Raw genomic sequence first — 16968 nt, 5'->3', positions numbered from 1 at the left:
TTACGGATTATAGGCGATAAAAATACAGGAGTTACGTTGGTGCAAATTTCCAAAAGATGTTTTCAACTGCTTTGTGGGAACTATCCGCCTATCTCTCTTCCTGCTACCAACTCCCTACTACTCTCTGTGCCCTTTCTTCTATGACTTATCGTGTCATATCTTTTGGAACGCAATCTGCTTTCCATCCTTTGATATGCCTGATGCATAAATGCCTCCAGCCGGGTCTCCTCATTTGATTGTTCCTGTCCGTCAAAAGACAACTTCAGGCAAGGCATTCCGTAAAAATCTTTCTGAAACCTTTCAAGCACTCCATTTACTACCGTCCCCGGCATGCAGTGAAACGGAATCACGTTGATGATACCGTCAAATCCTTCCTCCACATACTCAATCGCTTTGCCCATACTGAGCACCGGATCGCCTTTGTAGGAATCATCGATATAGGGCTTTCCCTTCCTGATGAGTTCCTTAATCGACGCATCATGCAGGAAATGTCTGATTCTCCCTTTAAAAATCTTCGTAAGCTTGTAAGCATCGTATCGCTGGATGGCGGCAGAGATGATTTCGCCCAAAAGCCCCTTGTAATCCTTTTCAAAGAGACACGACTCTCTGCGGCAGTGTGCAATATAATTAATCCATTCAGAAAAAGGTGGGATAAAGGCCTCTCCGCCCAGACGTTCAATATTTCGTGCAAGAAAATTGTTTGCAAACTCATTACAGCGGACATAGGTCTCCCCAATGACGCCGATCAAAGGTCGCGGCTTGCTCCGGTCTACTGCTATCTTTGCAAAGTCCGCATTAGCCTCCCGTGCGTGTTCAACCAAACTCTGCTTCTTTTCGAGTGACATCTCAGCCTTTTTCAAATAATTTTCATAAAGGCTGTCAGTTTCACCCTTCTGTAATTCATAGGGTCTCGTCTCTCTCTGCAATTTTTGCAGGAGATCAACGTACATTATGCCATTCCACGCCAGTTTACGAAATTGGTTGCCAAGATTTTTCGTATCTTCATCGTAATTTTCTCCCTGATCCATGGTGTAGATAGGTACATGATGAAATCCCAGATCATCCAGCACCATACGATGAAATTTATTGTACTGGCCAAATCGACAGGGACCCGAAGCCGTTGCCATAAAAAAGGCACTGGCTTCCGGATCAAAGTCCTGGCTTAGGGCTTTTTTCACAATGTCTCCTGTTGTAAGGATTGCCGGATAGCATTCCTTTCCCGAAGTGAATTTTCTTCCGACATCAACCGACTGTTTGTTCGCCATCGGCAGAGCCTCTGCCATAACTCCGTTAGCTTTCATCGATGAGGCTATCATTCTGCCGTGGTCGCACATGTATGGGATATAAATCGTACGCTTCTTTTCCTTTGTTAAGGTGCGGATCGGGACATCGTTTCTTAATTTTTTCCCCGGATACGAAGGTTTCACATTTTTCAGGCTGTCAATAAATGCCTCGCACCGTGTGATTGCTCCAACATCCGAGCTGTGCTCATCAATCTCTATGGTTAAACAGGGTTTTCCCGCCAATTCTTTGGCAAAAAACTTCGATATGAATGAATCGGGGCCACAGCCGAAGTTGGTGATATACAATGGGTAGAGGCGCTTATCTCGTGCAATTATCCGCGCCGCAGCTAGAAATTTTTGTCCGGTCTTCCAATACATATTCGAATAATCATGAGACACTTCTTCAATATCCAGGGTCAAAAAGTCCAGAGGGATCGTCATTATCCCCAAATCGCGCAGTTTTTCAGGCAAACCCAGGTTCATTCCGGTATCACAACCATTATAGGAACGACTGATCATCACAAACGCCTTTTCATTTTCTCCTAATTTTTCCAGCACCTCTCTGCCTTTTGTTTCAAGCGTTTTGTTAAAATCCTGTAGCGCCGCACGTGCAGTTTTTATGGCCGACTCAACAACTTCGCCCGTTTTTCCTATGCCTTTGGCAATATCACGCAGGGTCTTGCTTACGTATTCCTCTCCATATTCAAAATGAATGACGGGAGACAAAACTTCAAACTTCTTCTCTTTAAAATCGATAGCCGAACGTACGAGATAGGGTATACACTGCACATACGGACATGCATATGAATGGGTAAGTTTCTCACTGCTGTGCGTTAAATTAATCACGCTGGGCAAGAACAGATACTCTATATCCCTTTCCAGCATATCAATTACGTGTCCGTGCGCAACCTTGATAGGAAAACAGGTTTCTGCAGTAATTACTTCCGCGCCATTATAGATAATGTCTTTGTTGGTATCGCTGGAAGTGATTACGTCAAAACCTAATTCCGTGAAGAACGCTTTCCACATCGGGTAAAAGTCATAAAAAGTGGAAACTTGCGGTATCCCGATCTTTTTCCCGACCGGTTGATCCGGCTTGTTTTTCTTGTAGGTATTAAAAAGGGCGTCCTTCCTTTCACGGAAAAGTCTGGGGAGGTGCTTCCCTTTCTTCAGGGTCTTTTCATCATCAAATTTGCCGCAGCGGCTTCCGTAATGAAGCGGATTCTCTCCATCGATGGTTACTTTTCTGATCTCACAAATATTCGAACAATCCTTACAAACAAAGGAAGACAGTTCATATTTCTTATACCGTAAGTCAAATCCCTTGAAACGGGATTTTTCCCATGCCCTTTCTTCCATTGCAATAACTGCTGATCCGATGGCACCCATGATATCGTGGTGCGGTGGAACAATAATCTTTTTCCCTGTTATCTTTTCGAATGCAGCCTTTACTCCGCGGTTGGCCGCTACGCCTCCCTGGAAAAAAATTGTATTTCCAATCTTTCTATCCTCGACAACCCTGTTGATGAAATTCAACACAACGGAATAACTCAGCCCGGCAAGCAAGTCGTCTTTGGATGTGCCGCGCTGCTGATGGTGATTCAGGTCAGACTCCATGAACACAGTGCATCGTTCACCAAGATGGGAGGGGCAACACGATGAAAGCGCCCGATTGCTAAATTCCCCCTTAATGCTCACGCTGAGCTTTTCTGCCTGCTCTTCCAGGAATGAACCGGTGCCGGCTGCACAGACTTTATTCATGGCAAAATCCACAATGGCACCATTTTCCAGACGAATAAATTTTGAGTCCTGTCCGCCAATTTCAAAGATAGTATCCACATTCTTATCCACCTGTGCGGCTGCAGTCGCATGGGCAGTAATCTCATTCTTCGCAATATCTGCGCCGATAAAATCTCCTGTTAAGTAACGCCCGGAGCCTGTCGTTCCGGCTCCGTAAACAATCACCCTATCTCCAACTTCCTGTCCCACCTCATAGAGACCCTGTTTTACAGCCTCAAGTGGCCTTCCCGCCGTCATGAGGTAGCGCCTGGCAAGGACATTTTTGTGTTTATCAATAACGACAATATTTGTGCTGATCGATCCCACATCAACCCCGACGTATGCCTCGATCTTTTCGTCTCCCGCGATCGAATGTATTTTTTCAATAATTTTATAATCGTCAGACTGGAGGGGTTCAAGGTTCGATGCTTTTGCGCCACGATTTCTCAGATATTCTTCAACCTCTTTCAATCCACGGAAGGGTGAATGAATACCTTTGTCCATAAGCGTAAAAACGGTACCGATCGCCCCCATCACATTGAAATATTTCGGTATGATCAACTCATCCGGCTTGAGCTCTAAAATATCCTCGAAGGCCTTAACCATACCCGCATTCGCAGCCACTCCACCCTGAAAAACAACAGGCGTAGAAAACTCCTTTCCCTTTCCTATATTACTTTTAAAATTTCTGGCCATGGCGTAGCAGAGTCCGGCAACAATATCATGCACGGGGGTGCCTTCCTGCTGCAAATGAATCATATCCGTCTTGGCAAAAACACTACAGCGACCGGCAATGCGCGGGGGATTTTTTGATTTTAACGCCAGTTCCCCAAATTCTTTTTCTATAGCGATGCCGAGCCGTGTTGCCTGCTGATCCAAAAACGAGCCCGTCCCCGCAGCACACATGGTATTCATGGAAAAATCGGAGACCTTTATTTGTCGGGTAGCTGCGTCCCTTTCTATAAGCATAAGTTTTGAATCTTCGCCACCTATTTCAACGATGGTACGCACTTCCGGGTATAAAATTGTCGTGGCCTGACTATGGGCAACAACCTCGTTAACAAAGGCAATATTCATTAATTCAGAAACAAGCTTTCCGCCGGTTCCGGTAATGGCTATTCCATCAATATCGTCAATATGGGTTCGATTAAACATGTCTCGTAAGATAAGGATGAAGGTTTCTACTGGTTGTCCGTGCGAACGAACATAGTGATGTTCCAGGATTTCCTTATGCTCGTTAATCAATACCGCCTTTACGCTTACAGAACCAATATCAAGTCCTATATATTTTTTCTGAGACATGGCCTAACTCACTTTCTCTATCAATTCTTTATAATTTCATCTGGTGGTGTAATCATTCCCGTGATTGCAGATGCAGCCGCAACGGCTGGGCTGCAAAGATATATCTCACTTTTCGGATGCCCCATGCGACCAACAAAATTCCGGTTGGTTGTGGAGAGCGCCCGCTCACCTTCTGCAAGGATTCCCATATGTCCGCCAAGGCAAGGGCCGCATGTCGGAGTCGAAACGACTGCCTCAGCATCAATAAATGTCTCGATCAGGCCTTCTTGCAAAGCTTTCTTGTAAATTTCCTGAGTTGCCGGGAAAATAATGAGCCGAATGGAAGGATGCACCTTTTTCCCTTTGAGGATTCCCGCGGCTATCCTGAGATCCGAGATTCGCCCATTGGTACAAGAACCGATAACTATCTGATCAATCTTAATTCCCGAAACTTCTTCCACGGGTTTTGTATTTTCCGGCAAGCTGGGAAGAGCTACCTGAGGTGTTATTTTGTCAGCATTAAATTCGTAAGTTCTTACATAGTTACAACCGGGATCGCTATGATACATTACGGGCTTTCTCTTGAACCTGCCTTTGATATACTCTTCCGTGTTTTTGTCAGGAGCGATGATACCGCTCTTGGCCCCAGCCTCGATAGCCATATTACACATAGCAAAACGATCGTCCATAGGCAAATTTGATATGGCGCTACCTTCAAACTCCATCGCTTTATAGAGAGCGCCATCAACACCGATCGTTCCAATTGTATAAAGGATTAAATCTTTTCCGGATGTCCAACTTTTTGCCTTTCCATGGAAAACAAATCTTATCGATTCTGGCACCCTGAGCCATACCTTTCCTGTGGCAAAACATGCGGCAAGATCGGTGCTTCCCACGCCAGTAGAAAATGCGCCGAGGGCGCCATAGGTGCAGGTATGAGAATCGGCTCCAATTACAAGATCACCAGGCCCGACAATCCCTTTTTCAGGCAGGAGCGCGTGCTCAATCCCCATACGGCCAATTTCAAAGTAATGCTTTAGATGGTGCTTTTCAGCAAAAACCCTTAGCGACTTTGATTGCTGGGCAGACTTAATATCCTTATTGGGAGTAAAATGGTCTGGAACCAATACAATCTTCTCTGGATCAAAAACTTTTGATATACCGGCCTTTTCAAATTCTTCAATAGCAATAGGTGCCGTAATATCATTACCAAGACAAATATCAACATCTGCATAAACAAATTGTCCCGGATGCACTTCTTTGAGGCCAGAATGATCGGCAATGATCTTCTCGGTTATTGTCATCCCCATACATTTTTACAGCAACAAACTTGTACCTTTCTTCTCAAGACAAAATCACCAGAAAACACTCAATATTTGAATAGAAATTTAATTTTCTGAAAACCTGGTTCTGTTCCATGATTTTAAAAACAACGGGTCGTGTAAATATTTTTTGTGACATTTGGTGCACAAATCGAAGCGGAACGTCTTATATTCTCCATCTTCAAATGATTCCTCGAGACTTGATTTCTCACCCTGGTCATTATTTTCTTCCATCTCCCAAATTTCTTCCTCCATAGCTTCATCATCATCCATTTCCATAGCGTCACATGCAGTATATACCTCAATTTTTACCACATACCGAATATCCTCATTTGCCAACAATGGTCTTCCGCACATATCGCACGTATAGTGCACCATTTATGCCCCTCCAAGTAAATTGCCATTTTTGTAAAAACGACTTGTTTTTTGGCAACAGTTCAAACTTATGGAAACACAACAAACCACAAATCTTTCTTTATCGCACCACACACGAAATCGCCTCTTTTTTGTTTGTACTTACAACATTCTTTATCTTTTTCTGGGGAGGTTTCGGCTGCGGTGGTCAGCGTGTATAAACTGCACCATCTCCTGCGTCCTAGCGTTCGCATCCTTGTAACAGAAGCGAATCTCCACATTACCGGGCTTTGCCCATTTTTCTTTAAGCCATTGCCCTGAGCCTCTTAATCCGTTCTTCTATCGGCGGATGAGTACTAAAGATTGTAGCAAACGAACGCCCGCTTAAGGGGTTCACAATAAAAAGGTGGGATGTCGCCGAATTTGCATCCATGGGTCTAACCACGGATGTCTGCTGTAATTTTTCAAGGGCGCTGGCCAATCCCAATGGATTCCCGGTCAATAACGCCCCACCCCTGTCAGCAGCATATTCACGAGAACGGGAAATTGCCATCTGGATGATAAGCGCGGCAATGGGGGCCAAAACGGCCAACAACAACATGGCTATACCGCTCCCCCGGTTTTCTTCGCTATCCCTTCCTCCATACCCTCCAAAGAGTGCCGCCCATCTGGCCATATCGGCAAGCAACATAACAGCGCCAGCAATCGTTGCAACGATAGTGGAAATCAGGATATCACGATTGCGAATATGAGAAAGTTCATGCCCTAATACCCCCTTAAGTTCTTCACGTTTCAATGAATTGAGCATCCCCTCGGTAACTGCTACCGCAGCATGCCCTGGATTTCTGCCCGTTGCGAAGGCATTCATCGCATTCGTTGGAATGACATATATCTTAGGCATAGGCAATCCTGCACGACCTGTTAATTCTTTAACCATCGCATAATAGTCAGGCGATTCCTGCTCTGAAACGATTCTGGCTCCATACATCTTAAGAACAATCTTGTCGCTAAACCAGTAACTGAAAAAATTCATTCCCATTGCTACAGCAAAGGCAACGGTAGCACCCTGACGTCCTCCAACCATACCTCCCACCCAAACAAGCAGAAGCGTCAAGGCTATAAGCAGGATCGTTGTTTTAAAATAATTCATAGGCAATCTTCTCCGCAAAAAACTAATTAAAAAAACTTTTCAGGAGAAACCCGGTTATAAAAAATTTATTATTTTATAAGTGTTTCCGCATCTGAAAAGTTATTATAAGTATAGCCTATTTTTTGTCAAGGAATTTAATCCCCGCAATCATCAGTGAAAACCTTGTAGATTCACGGACAGCAATGGTGTTATAAAAACGGAAATTTGATTATTGTTTGAGGCACGAGGCGTGCTGTTCTATGAAGGTTGTTGATAGTGTCTACAGCCTCTTTACCTTAAGAAGACATTTGTTCGAGTTTACGGCAGATGGTTGTCTTTACCGCATCGTATTGGGGTGATACCTCTACAGGAAGATTGGCAAACCGTGAATTTACTTCTTCCAGTTTGTTTTCATGATAACATATCTTAAATTCAGTAAATTTTAAACCGTGTGCCGTAGAAATAACAACGACCTTTTCGTCTGGCCGTATCATATTCTTCTTCAGTAATTTTATCAGTACTGCCAGTGCTACTCCCGTATGCGGACAACAAAAGAGGCCTGTTTTATCTGCTTGTGCAGAAGCATTCGCCAACTCATCCTCTGTGGCCTGCTCTACTATACCGTTAAAGGTTTTTAAAACATTAATTGCCTTTTTGTAACTCACCGGATCTCCTATCTGAATGGCATTGGCAAGGGTCTTTTGCGCTTTTATAGGTGTAAATTCTTTAAAATCCTTCAAATAGCTTAGGTAGAGAGGGTTGGCCTTAGCCGCCTGTGCACACACAATCCTCGGCAGCTTACGAATCAACCCCAATTCTTTCATCATGAGAAATCCCTTCCCCAGTGCGGCGGTATTTCCCAAATTTCCACCCGGGACAATCACGACATCAGGCACTTCCCAATCAAACTGTTGGACTATTTCCATGCTTACGGTCTTTTGCCCTTCGATACGGAGAGAATTCATGGAATTCGCCAGATAGATGTTGTTTTTACTGCATATCTCTCTTACCAGTTTCATACAACCGTCAAAATCTGTATCAATAGACAAGGTAAGAGCCCCGTTAGCAATAGGCTGGATAAGTTGTGCGTGAGACACTTTGTTTTTTGGCAGAAAAACAATCGCGAGAATACCGGCAGCAGCGCAATACGATGCTAAAGCAGCAGAAGTGTCTCCGGTAGAAGCGCAGGCAACTGCGGGGATATTCTTTCCCTCGGCAATCATCTGTTTGACCATGGAAACAAGCACCGTCATCCCGAGATCTTTAAATGAGCCGGTATGGGCATTTCCACACTGTTTAATCCACAAGTCGGCGATGCCGAGTTCTTTTCCCAGGCGTTCAGCCCAAAAGAGGTTGCTGCCTCCTTCATACAAGGAAACCACATTTTCGTTGGCGACATTGGGGCAAACCCATTCTTTCTTACCCCAGACGGAACTCCCGTACGGCCACCTGGTACGCCGGTATCGTTCGTCAAACAACTTCTTCCAATGTTCAGATGAGTGCCTGCGGAGTTTATCCATATCATGTTTAACCTCCAGCAAATCACCACACTTTTTGCATTGATAGACGATCTCGTTTAGTTCGTATTTCTCATCACAGCCAGATATACATTGAAACCATGCCCTGTATGGCATGAGATGCTTCTCCTTTCAAGACCCCATTAAACATTATCGCACAAGCTCTCAACGATCAGCATCAGTACAAGCTTACCACGATAACAACACATAGAGTTTGCGCCTTTTATCTCCTATTTGCAACTGCGAAAAGCCCGTTATTAAATAAGAGTTTTATTATAGGCATACGGACAGATAATTACAAGGGAAATATACGCCATCGAAGATGTTGTGGGCATTTTGGTTTTGACAAAAACCCCTCTGTTTTGATATGATTTTCCAAGCATATGAAGGTACACGTATTTTTATCAAAAATATCCTCATGCTTTTCCAAACTGGACAAACAGTCTTTCCGTCGTGAGTTCAGACATGCCTTCAGCATAGCAACGTCGCAGAATAATAAAACGCTAAATGAACAGGAAGTAGCAATAATCCAAAGGCTGGCAGCGGTAATTCAAAAAAGACGGCTCATAATTCCATCTACATTGTTTCTTGAATGTGCACAACCACTCAATTATATTGGGAGCCAGATGATGGTGTTTTTCAGACCATTTCTAACCTTTTTCTTTACACCCGCAGAATATGACCTGCTTCAAGGAATCCTCGAAAAGAGAGATGGCATCGAAAGGATTATTGAGGAATTAGAAAAAAGGGGATAATGATTTGGAAGTTATTATCGCAACAGACTGCGGCAGCACCACAACAAAGGCTATCTTAATAGAAAAAAAGGGCGGGGAGTATCGACAAACATTCCGCGGAGAATCGCCCACCACGGTGGAAGCTCCCTTTGAGGATGTGACCCGTGGCGTTTTAAATGCCTTTGCAGAGGTCGAAGAACTCTCTGGCCGTAAGATATTGGATGGAGAAAAAATCATCACACCGTCCCGTGGAAATACCGGAGTCGATGTATACGTTTCCACAAGCAGCGCCGGCGGCGGTTTGCAGATGATGGTAGCAGGCGCCGTAAAGACTATGACGGCAGAAAGCGCACAGCGCACAGCACTCGGAGCGGGTGCTATCGTTATGGACGTCATCGCATCAAACGACCAGCGCCTTCCGCACGAGAAGATTGACCGTATCCGGCATCTTCGGCCAGACATGATACTCCTTTCCGGTGGTACAGACGGCGGCACCGTTACCCATGTAGTAGAACTGGCTGAATATATCGCAGCCGCCAATCCAAAACCCCGGCTCGGCATGACCTTTCAACTCCCCATTATCTATGCCGGCAATAAAGAAGCACGAGGAAAAATCAAAGAAATTTTAAGCCAAAAGACTGCTCTCGACATTACGGATAATATCCGGCCTACGCTTGAACGGGAAAATCTCTTCCCGGCACGACAGGAAATCCAGAAGCTCTTTCTCGAACACGTTATGGCCCAGGCGCCTGGCTACAAAAAACTCATGTCGTGGACAGGAGCTCCCATTATGCCAACCCCCGGTGCAGTTGGCCTCATTATGCAGACTATTGCTAAAAAAAATAATATCAATGTGGTGGGCGTGGATATCGGTGGCGCCACTACAGACGTCTTTTCTGTATACGGCGAAATCTTTAACCGTACGGTGAGCGCCAATCTTGGAATGAGTTACAGCATTTCCAATGTGCTGGCAGAGGCTGGCCTTGAAAACATTCTCAGGTGGGTGCCATTTGATATCGATGAATCCGATCTGCGGAACAGGATTAAAAACAAAATGATTCGTCCCACAACCATTCCTCAGACTTTAAAAGAGTTGAAGATTGAGCAGGCCATTTCACGTGAAGCCCTTAGGGTATCATTCGAACAGCACAAGTCCCTTGCAGTCGGGCTCAAGGGGGTACAGCGGGAACGCGATATTTCTGAGGCATTTAAACAGGAGATTGAAGGTGAGACACTTGTAGATATGTTAAAATTAGACTTGTTAGTAGGTAGTGGAGGCGTGCTTTCCCACGCACCGCGCAGGTCACAGGCAATGCTCATGATGATGGATGCCTTTCAGCCAGAGGGAATCACGAGGATCGCCGTCGATAGCATCTTCATGATGCCGCACCTGGGAGTCCTTTCAACGGTAAACGAACAGGCCGCCACAGAAGTCTTTGAGAAGGACTGCCTGATTCATCTGGGTACATGTGTTTCTCTTGTGAAAGGGAGCATTGGAAAGCCCAAAGAAAAATGTATCTCGTACAAGATAACGATGCCCGATGGCAAAAAGACGGAAGAATCCCTTCCCTTTGGGGAGCTGCGTGTTTTACCACTGGGTATCGATCAGGTAGCGGAAATTGAGGTTTTACCGGCAAAAAACTTTGACACCGGCGCTGGAAGGGGCAAGCCCATAACAAAGAAGGTTTTTGGCGGGGTTGTAGGATTGGTTATTGACACCCGCGGGAAACCGATCGCGTTAGCAAAGGATAAGGCAATGCGGGTAGAGCAGCTCCAGCAATGGGCTAAGGCAGTCGATGCCTACCCGGTGTCTGTACATCTATGAAAAATACGTGTCATAATTTTACGCATTTAATTTCAAGCAAGCCATGACTCACGCATATACTCCGGGTTTACGCATAGCTGAAAGGACGAAGCTGACAAGCCAACGCATCTTGCCTTTATTGGGTGATGTTATTGTCAAAAAAGGCGACGTCCTGAAGGCGGAGGATGTGGTAGCCCGTGCCCATTTGCCCGGCAAGGTGCACGCCATTAATGCAGTGAACCGTCTGGGCATTCAGCCCAAGGAAATCAGGGAATATATGCTGAAGAAGGAGGGCGAGCCTGTCCGGAAAGACGAAATTATTGCAGAGACCAAACCGTGGATCAAGATGTTAAAGTCCGTCCTGCTTGCACCGATCACAGGTACGATCGAAACGATATCCACCGTCACGGGACAAGTCCTTTTGCGGGAGCCACCAAAACCGATCCAGGTGCTTGCTTATATTGACGGTACTGTCACAGAGGTTATGGAAAAAGAAGGCGTGGTCATGGAAACCACTGCTACCTTTATTCAGGGCATCTTCGGTGTGGGAGGTGAAATCGCGGGTGAACTGGCCATTGCGGTAGATAAGCCTGATGATGTGCTTACCGACGATCACATCAAACCCGCATATAAGGACAAGATTATTGTTGGTGGTGCATTTATCCAACACAACGTTATTGATAAGGCAAAGAAGGTAGGTGTCAAAGGCATCATTGTTGGTGGATTTGATGACGAAGATCTGAAAAAACTGCTTGGGTATGACCTGGGAGTGGCAATTACCGGATCGGAAGAAATCGGTATCACCCTTATCTTAACTGAGGGTTTTGGACAGATACCCATGGCATACAAAACATTCGAGCTGTTAAAATCACGCGCAGGCGCTAAAGCTTCCATGAACGGCGCTACCCAGATTCGGGCGGGCGTAGTAAGACCAGAAATTGTTATCCCTTATGAGACAAACAAGCTATCCGGAAAAGAAACGGATAAACCCGTCGACAGAGGCATGGAAATTGGGGATTTTGTGAGAATTATACGTGTACCCTATTTTGGAAAAATTGGTAAGATCAAGGAACTCCCCTTCCCCCCACAAAAAATAGAAACCGAGGCAATGGTGCGCATTCTTGAAGTTGAATTTCCTGATGGTTCCACAGCAATTGTACCACGGGCAAACGTCGAGATGATTAAGGCATAAATCGGTACTATTCACACTTTTTATCTCTTCTGAAGCATTCTGGCTAGTGTATGATACTTGCATTTCCTCATTTCGTGTGCTAAACTCTTCACCTAAAGCTCTTTTATTGAACCATTTCAAGGCTATGCCTTGTCTCGTGCCGGTACACAAACGGTATGATTCAAAGACATAGAATTTACACCCATGGTGAGTTCTTCATAAGCAAGGAAGATAGCAGCAAAAATCCTCAATGAAACGTTGTTTCCGGATTGAATCCTTCATAAACAAAAAGATTTCCGTATCTTTCCTTCTTTTTTTTATTAACTGCTTAACCGTTTTAGCCTCACAGAATCCAGATTCCCGGTTGACAGGAGACATCTCAATTGCACCTTTACCTGCCCAAAGGAATCATGCTGACACGGCTTACTTAAATCACAAAGACGTATTTGAACAATTCGGAAATAATGCGGAGCGACTCTGTCAGCAGTATGGCGCCTTTGCTCTTGATTTTTTGGAAGAGTATAAAGTTGAAGGACTCGCATTGCTCGAAAAATTCGGCAAAGAAATGGCCAGCCTACATCCACTCCTCGATTGCCATGACATCTTTCTTCTCTACAGCGATCATGGCAATAATATACCTAATGTCAACACATTCTCTCCCCAAGCCCTTTCTGTTTTTTACAAGACTTTCGGAAGCGAAGGAATAAAATATATTGTCAATGATCCAGAAAACTTTTTTCTTATCAATGTGAGCAAGGACAGAGGAACGGACTTGATCAACCTGGCCAATGAAAAGGGAGATATTGTCTTCCCCCTGGCACGAAAGCATGGAATTAGTTTCGTAAGGCTTTACGACAAAGATGTATTGCAAATCGTTATTAAATTTCAGGATGACGGTCTTCTCGCCTTAAAAGAATATGGCGAGAAGGCGAAAACCCTATTCACCCTTTTTATCGACGACGACATCTTTTACCAGGTAATAAAGACATACGGACACAAGCAAACAATTCCCATCATCTATCTTTTCTATGAAAACAGAGACTTTAGCAGTCAATTTTTTAACTGTTTGAAGACCACCAGCGCCTATGAATGGTTGTCCGCCTGGTGGTATGGCACAGACACTCCTGCCGTAAACACAATAAACAATGCCACTATGCAACGTGAAAATGCCAGAAGGGCTATCAACCTTATCTATGAATTAGGAAATGATTTCATGGACAGATTTGAAATCCTTGATATCAACAATGTCAGGGAAGAGGCCGTTACCATCATTTCGAATAAATTACGGAATTTCTTTGTTTCCGATATAGAAAGGACCAGCCGGAAATGGATTCGGCAGGAAGACATTAACCTTGAGGACAAACTATTTGCCGGACTGGATATTCTGGGACTTATTCCCGTTGGAAGCGTTGTCTCCAAAGGGACAAAGCTAGCGGTCCGAGGGATACGGTTTGCAAAGACTACGAAGGGTTTCAAAGGGCTGACCCTTTTGACAGAAGATCTTGTTGCAACGTACGGGGACGACGTTATTCCGTTTGTGGCAAAACACGGTGACGACGGTATAAAAGCCCTGAAGGCAACTGACGGAAAAATCATCCATCTCTCACAACAATATGGGGATGATGTTGTTCGATACGTCTCCCAATATGGTGCCGGCGCCGGGAAAACAATTGAAAAATATGGTGATGATGCCTTGTCCCTGGCGCATCAATATGGTGACGTCGTTATTCAGTACATTATGCTTTACGAGGATGATGGCATCAGGGTCATTCAGAAGTATGGCAAGGATGTCGTGCTTTTGAGTTCCGTTTATGGCCATGAGGTAATTAAATTGTCCGCACTCTACGGTGATGATGTTATTTTGTATGTATCAAAATACGGTTCAAGCGGTGTTCGGTCCATCATAACGTATGGAAATGATGTAATCCGTCTTGCAAAAAAGCACGGAGATGATGTCATCCGGTATGTTGGCAGGTATGGAGACGATGGACTTGCGCTGGCTAAAAAAGGAAAGACGGGGCTTTTTGTTATGCGTTTTATGCCTCCAAAAATATTTACAAAAGCTGCAAGGTTTACCAGGTACGGATTATCAGCCGCACTCCTGATTGCCTTTGTAACGCATCCTCTTGCATTTCTGTCCGGCCTCGTAAAGGCGCTCGCCTGGCTATCAGGAATTAATCCGGTAATTATTGCAATAATCATGGGTCTCTTAGCCACCTTCCTCCTTATAAGGCTTTTAAGGAGATTCCTGGGAATTTTCCATCCGATGATCGTGTGTCTCAGAGCATTAAAAAAATGGTACAGGGTCTGTCGTAAAAACTGACGAAGACATCCCGATCCTGCTGGTCTCAAATTCCAAATCTTTTCAGCTTATCATGCGGATTGCCGATATACAGACTTACAAGAATTGTCTGCTGTTGCAGTTGGGTATGATAACGGACATCAAAGGCATGGTTTTTTTAAAACCTTACCTCCCTGTGAAAATCCTGATTTTGCCTTTTTCTAAATATTATAAAAACCATAAGAATACAAAAAAACGTAACCATTTCGTTTTTTGAAAATTCCCAATAAAAACCAGGCATTACCTGCAGTAGGGGCGGGTTTGAAACCTGCCCCTACAAGACAACATTATTCATATAGAGGGTTTTTAAAAAAACTAAATAGTAACATAGACTTGAATCATTTGAAATTACCAGTAAAATAAACAATGAAAAATATAAAAACTTAAGGAAATCATTTGAAAAAACCGGGGAATACTCTTATGAAATTTACAAAAATGCACGGTATTGGCAACGATTATGTCTATGTCAATTGTTTTGAAGAAAAGATCACAGAACCCGCAAAGCTCGCCCCGATACTAAGCGACCGGCATTATGGGGTGGGGTCTGATGGACTGATCCTTATTCTGCCATCAACCGTGGCCGATTGCAGAATGCGCATCTTCAATGCTGATGGCAGTGAGGCACAGATGTGTGGGAATGGTATCCGCTGTGTAGCGAAATATGTATATGATCATAAAATCGCGCAAAAAAATCCGCTCACCGTGGAGACCCTGGCGGGTATAAAGACAATCCATCTTTTTACAGAAAATGGATGGGTGTCTAAGGCCCGTGTCAATATGGGAAAACCAGGACTCTTGCGATCAGAAATCCCCATGCTTGGCAGTGAAACGCCGGTGATTAATGAAATCCTGACCGTCAACGGGGACGAGTCATTCCGGATTACGTGTGTCTCTATGGGAAACCCTCATTGTATTATCTTTGTTGACGATCTCGATGGGATTGACATTTCAAAATGTGGCCCGGAAATTGAGCGCCATCAGATATTCCCGGAACGGACGAATGTCCACTTTGTCCGGATCCACAACCGCAAGGAGGTTACGATGAAGACCTGGGAGCGTGGTTCGGGAATGACCATGGCCTGTGGAACCGGTGCCTCTGCGGTTTGTGTTGCAGGTGTGCTTAATAAAAAGACGGATCGAGACATCCTTGTACATTTACCGGGCGGAGACCTGAACCTGGAATGGCTAGAGGACAATAACGTTTATATGACCGGCTCCGCAACGGAGGTATTTAGCGGCGAACTAGTTTTTCCGCAGAGAAATTACTCGGTATCCTCCAACACTGCAGGCAAATAATCTCAGCGGCTTGGTCTTACCACATAGTTAGAATTGTTTATAATATTTCATCGCTTCAGGAATTTCTTTTTGAATATCCTCGATTCTTTTCTCCGGCGTCGGGTGAGTGGATAAAAATTCAGGAGGCCTTTCCCCGCCCACATTATTCATTCTTTGCCAGAATGGAATAGCCGTCCTGGGATCATAGCCGCCTCTCGCCATAAGGATAAGGCCTATACGATCTGCCTCCAGTTCATGACGGCGACTGTACGGCAAAAGAACACCCACATTTGCTCCCACCCCATATGCCTGCATTATCAGATCCTTGGCCAGCGCAGGTTGGCTGCTGAGCGCCACGGACAGAGAGGTTGCCCCCAGTTGCGCAAGCATCATCTGACTCATCCTTTCGCCCCCGTGGTTGGCTAGTGCATGCGCTACCTCATGACCCAGTACAACTGCCAGGCCATTTTCATCCTGAGTAACCGGAAGAATACCGGTATAGACGGCAATTTTTCCCCCCGGCATGCAAAAGGCATTTATCGTTTTATCATCCTCAATGAGGTTAAACTCCCAATGATACGTTTCAATCTCTTTTTCCATCCCGTTTTCACGCATAAACTGCTCCGCCGATGATGCTATTTTAGTACCAACATCGACTACCATCTGCTTCTTTGCCGTGTCTGTAGAAAGCTTTGATTGAGATAATAGCTGATTATACGCATCGATACTGGAAGCAACAAGCTGGTTCTGTGGTATAAAAGAGACTTGCTTTCTCCCTGTTATTGGCACTGTTGAACAGCTAACGAAAAGCATCAGCGTGATAAGTAATGCTAAAAATCTACATTTAAACATAACAAAACCTCCTCATGAATAAACGGGTATAGCAAAAGGACAATAGGTGAATCGCTCTTAAGTTATATCTACGAAATTACACTGACTATACAAAAAAACTCCCGGCACAGTCAATCATTTTGTAGA

The 16968-nt window shown here is 44.6% G+C and carries 11 protein-coding genes; 5 read left to right on the top strand and 6 right to left on the bottom strand.

Annotated features, from left to right (window positions below):
• Window positions 1-80 precede the first annotated feature (80 nt).
• The 5 genes from BIY37_RS02495 to thrC all read right to left on the bottom strand — a co-directional run bounded on the left by BIY37_RS02495 (window position 81) and on the right by thrC (window position 8782).
• Window positions 81-4364, bottom strand: a complete 4284-nt coding sequence (locus BIY37_RS02495; protein WP_070066261.1) for an acyl-CoA dehydratase activase — start codon at window positions 4362-4364, stop codon at window positions 81-83.
• Between the two features lie 20 nt (window positions 4365-4384).
• On the bottom strand, window positions 4385-5653 hold the full coding sequence (gene leuC / locus BIY37_RS02490) for a 3-isopropylmalate dehydratase large subunit (RefSeq protein ID WP_070066260.1): 1269 nt from the start codon (window positions 5651-5653) through the stop codon (window positions 4385-4387).
• A gap of 78 nt (window positions 5654-5731) precedes the next feature.
• Complete coding sequence (locus BIY37_RS02485; protein ID WP_070066259.1) at window positions 5732-6043, bottom strand: hypothetical protein; 312 nt, start codon at window positions 6041-6043, stop codon at window positions 5732-5734.
• A 280-nt stretch (window positions 6044-6323) separates the two neighbouring features.
• On the bottom strand, window positions 6324-7169 hold the full coding sequence (gene htpX, locus BIY37_RS02480; RefSeq protein ID WP_070066258.1) for a zinc metalloprotease HtpX: 846 nt from the start codon (window positions 7167-7169) through the stop codon (window positions 6324-6326).
• Between the two features lie 275 nt (window positions 7170-7444).
• On the bottom strand, window positions 7445-8782 hold the full coding sequence (thrC, locus tag BIY37_RS02475) for a threonine synthase (protein WP_070066257.1): 1338 nt from the start codon (window positions 8780-8782) through the stop codon (window positions 7445-7447).
• Window positions 8783-9048: 266 nt separating this feature from the next.
• Between thrC and BIY37_RS02470 the strand changes: the two genes are divergently transcribed.
• The 5 genes from BIY37_RS02470 (at window position 9049) to dapF (ending at window position 16011) form a co-directional block, all read left to right on the top strand.
• The gene (locus BIY37_RS02470; RefSeq protein ID WP_070066256.1) at window positions 9049-9420 is read left to right on the top strand and encodes a hypothetical protein; all 372 of its coding nucleotides are present in this window, start codon (window positions 9049-9051) and stop codon (window positions 9418-9420) included.
• A 4-nt stretch (window positions 9421-9424) separates the two neighbouring features.
• Window positions 9425-11224 carry a glutamate mutase L gene (locus tag BIY37_RS02465; protein WP_070066255.1) on the top strand — a complete coding sequence of 600 codons (1800 nt, stop codon included), beginning with the start codon at window positions 9425-9427 and terminating at the stop codon, window positions 11222-11224.
• A 43-nt stretch (window positions 11225-11267) separates the two neighbouring features.
• Complete coding sequence (locus BIY37_RS13345) at window positions 11268-12395, top strand: hypothetical protein (protein WP_070066254.1); 1128 nt, start codon at window positions 11268-11270, stop codon at window positions 12393-12395.
• A 229-nt stretch (window positions 12396-12624) separates the two neighbouring features.
• On the top strand, window positions 12625-14697 hold the full coding sequence (locus BIY37_RS02455) for a hypothetical protein (RefSeq protein ID WP_070066253.1): 2073 nt from the start codon (window positions 12625-12627) through the stop codon (window positions 14695-14697).
• 438 nt (window positions 14698-15135) lie between these two features.
• On the top strand, window positions 15136-16011 hold the full coding sequence (dapF, locus tag BIY37_RS02450) for a diaminopimelate epimerase (protein ID WP_070066274.1): 876 nt from the start codon (window positions 15136-15138) through the stop codon (window positions 16009-16011).
• A 27-nt stretch (window positions 16012-16038) separates the two neighbouring features.
• Here dapF and BIY37_RS02445 read toward each other — a convergent pair whose 3' ends face one another.
• Entirely contained in the window at window positions 16039-16842 is an 804-nt protein-coding gene (locus tag BIY37_RS02445) for a M48 family metallopeptidase (protein ID WP_070066252.1), read from the bottom strand.
• Between the last annotated feature and the right edge of the window lie 126 nt (window positions 16843-16968).

The organism is Candidatus Brocadia sapporoensis, from assembly GCF_001753675.2.
Classification (GTDB): Bacteria; Planctomycetota; Brocadiia; order Brocadiales; family Brocadiaceae; genus Brocadia; species Brocadia sapporoensis.
Note: the sequence above shows the minus strand (reverse complement) of the source record. Positions and strands in the feature narration are given on the sequence as shown.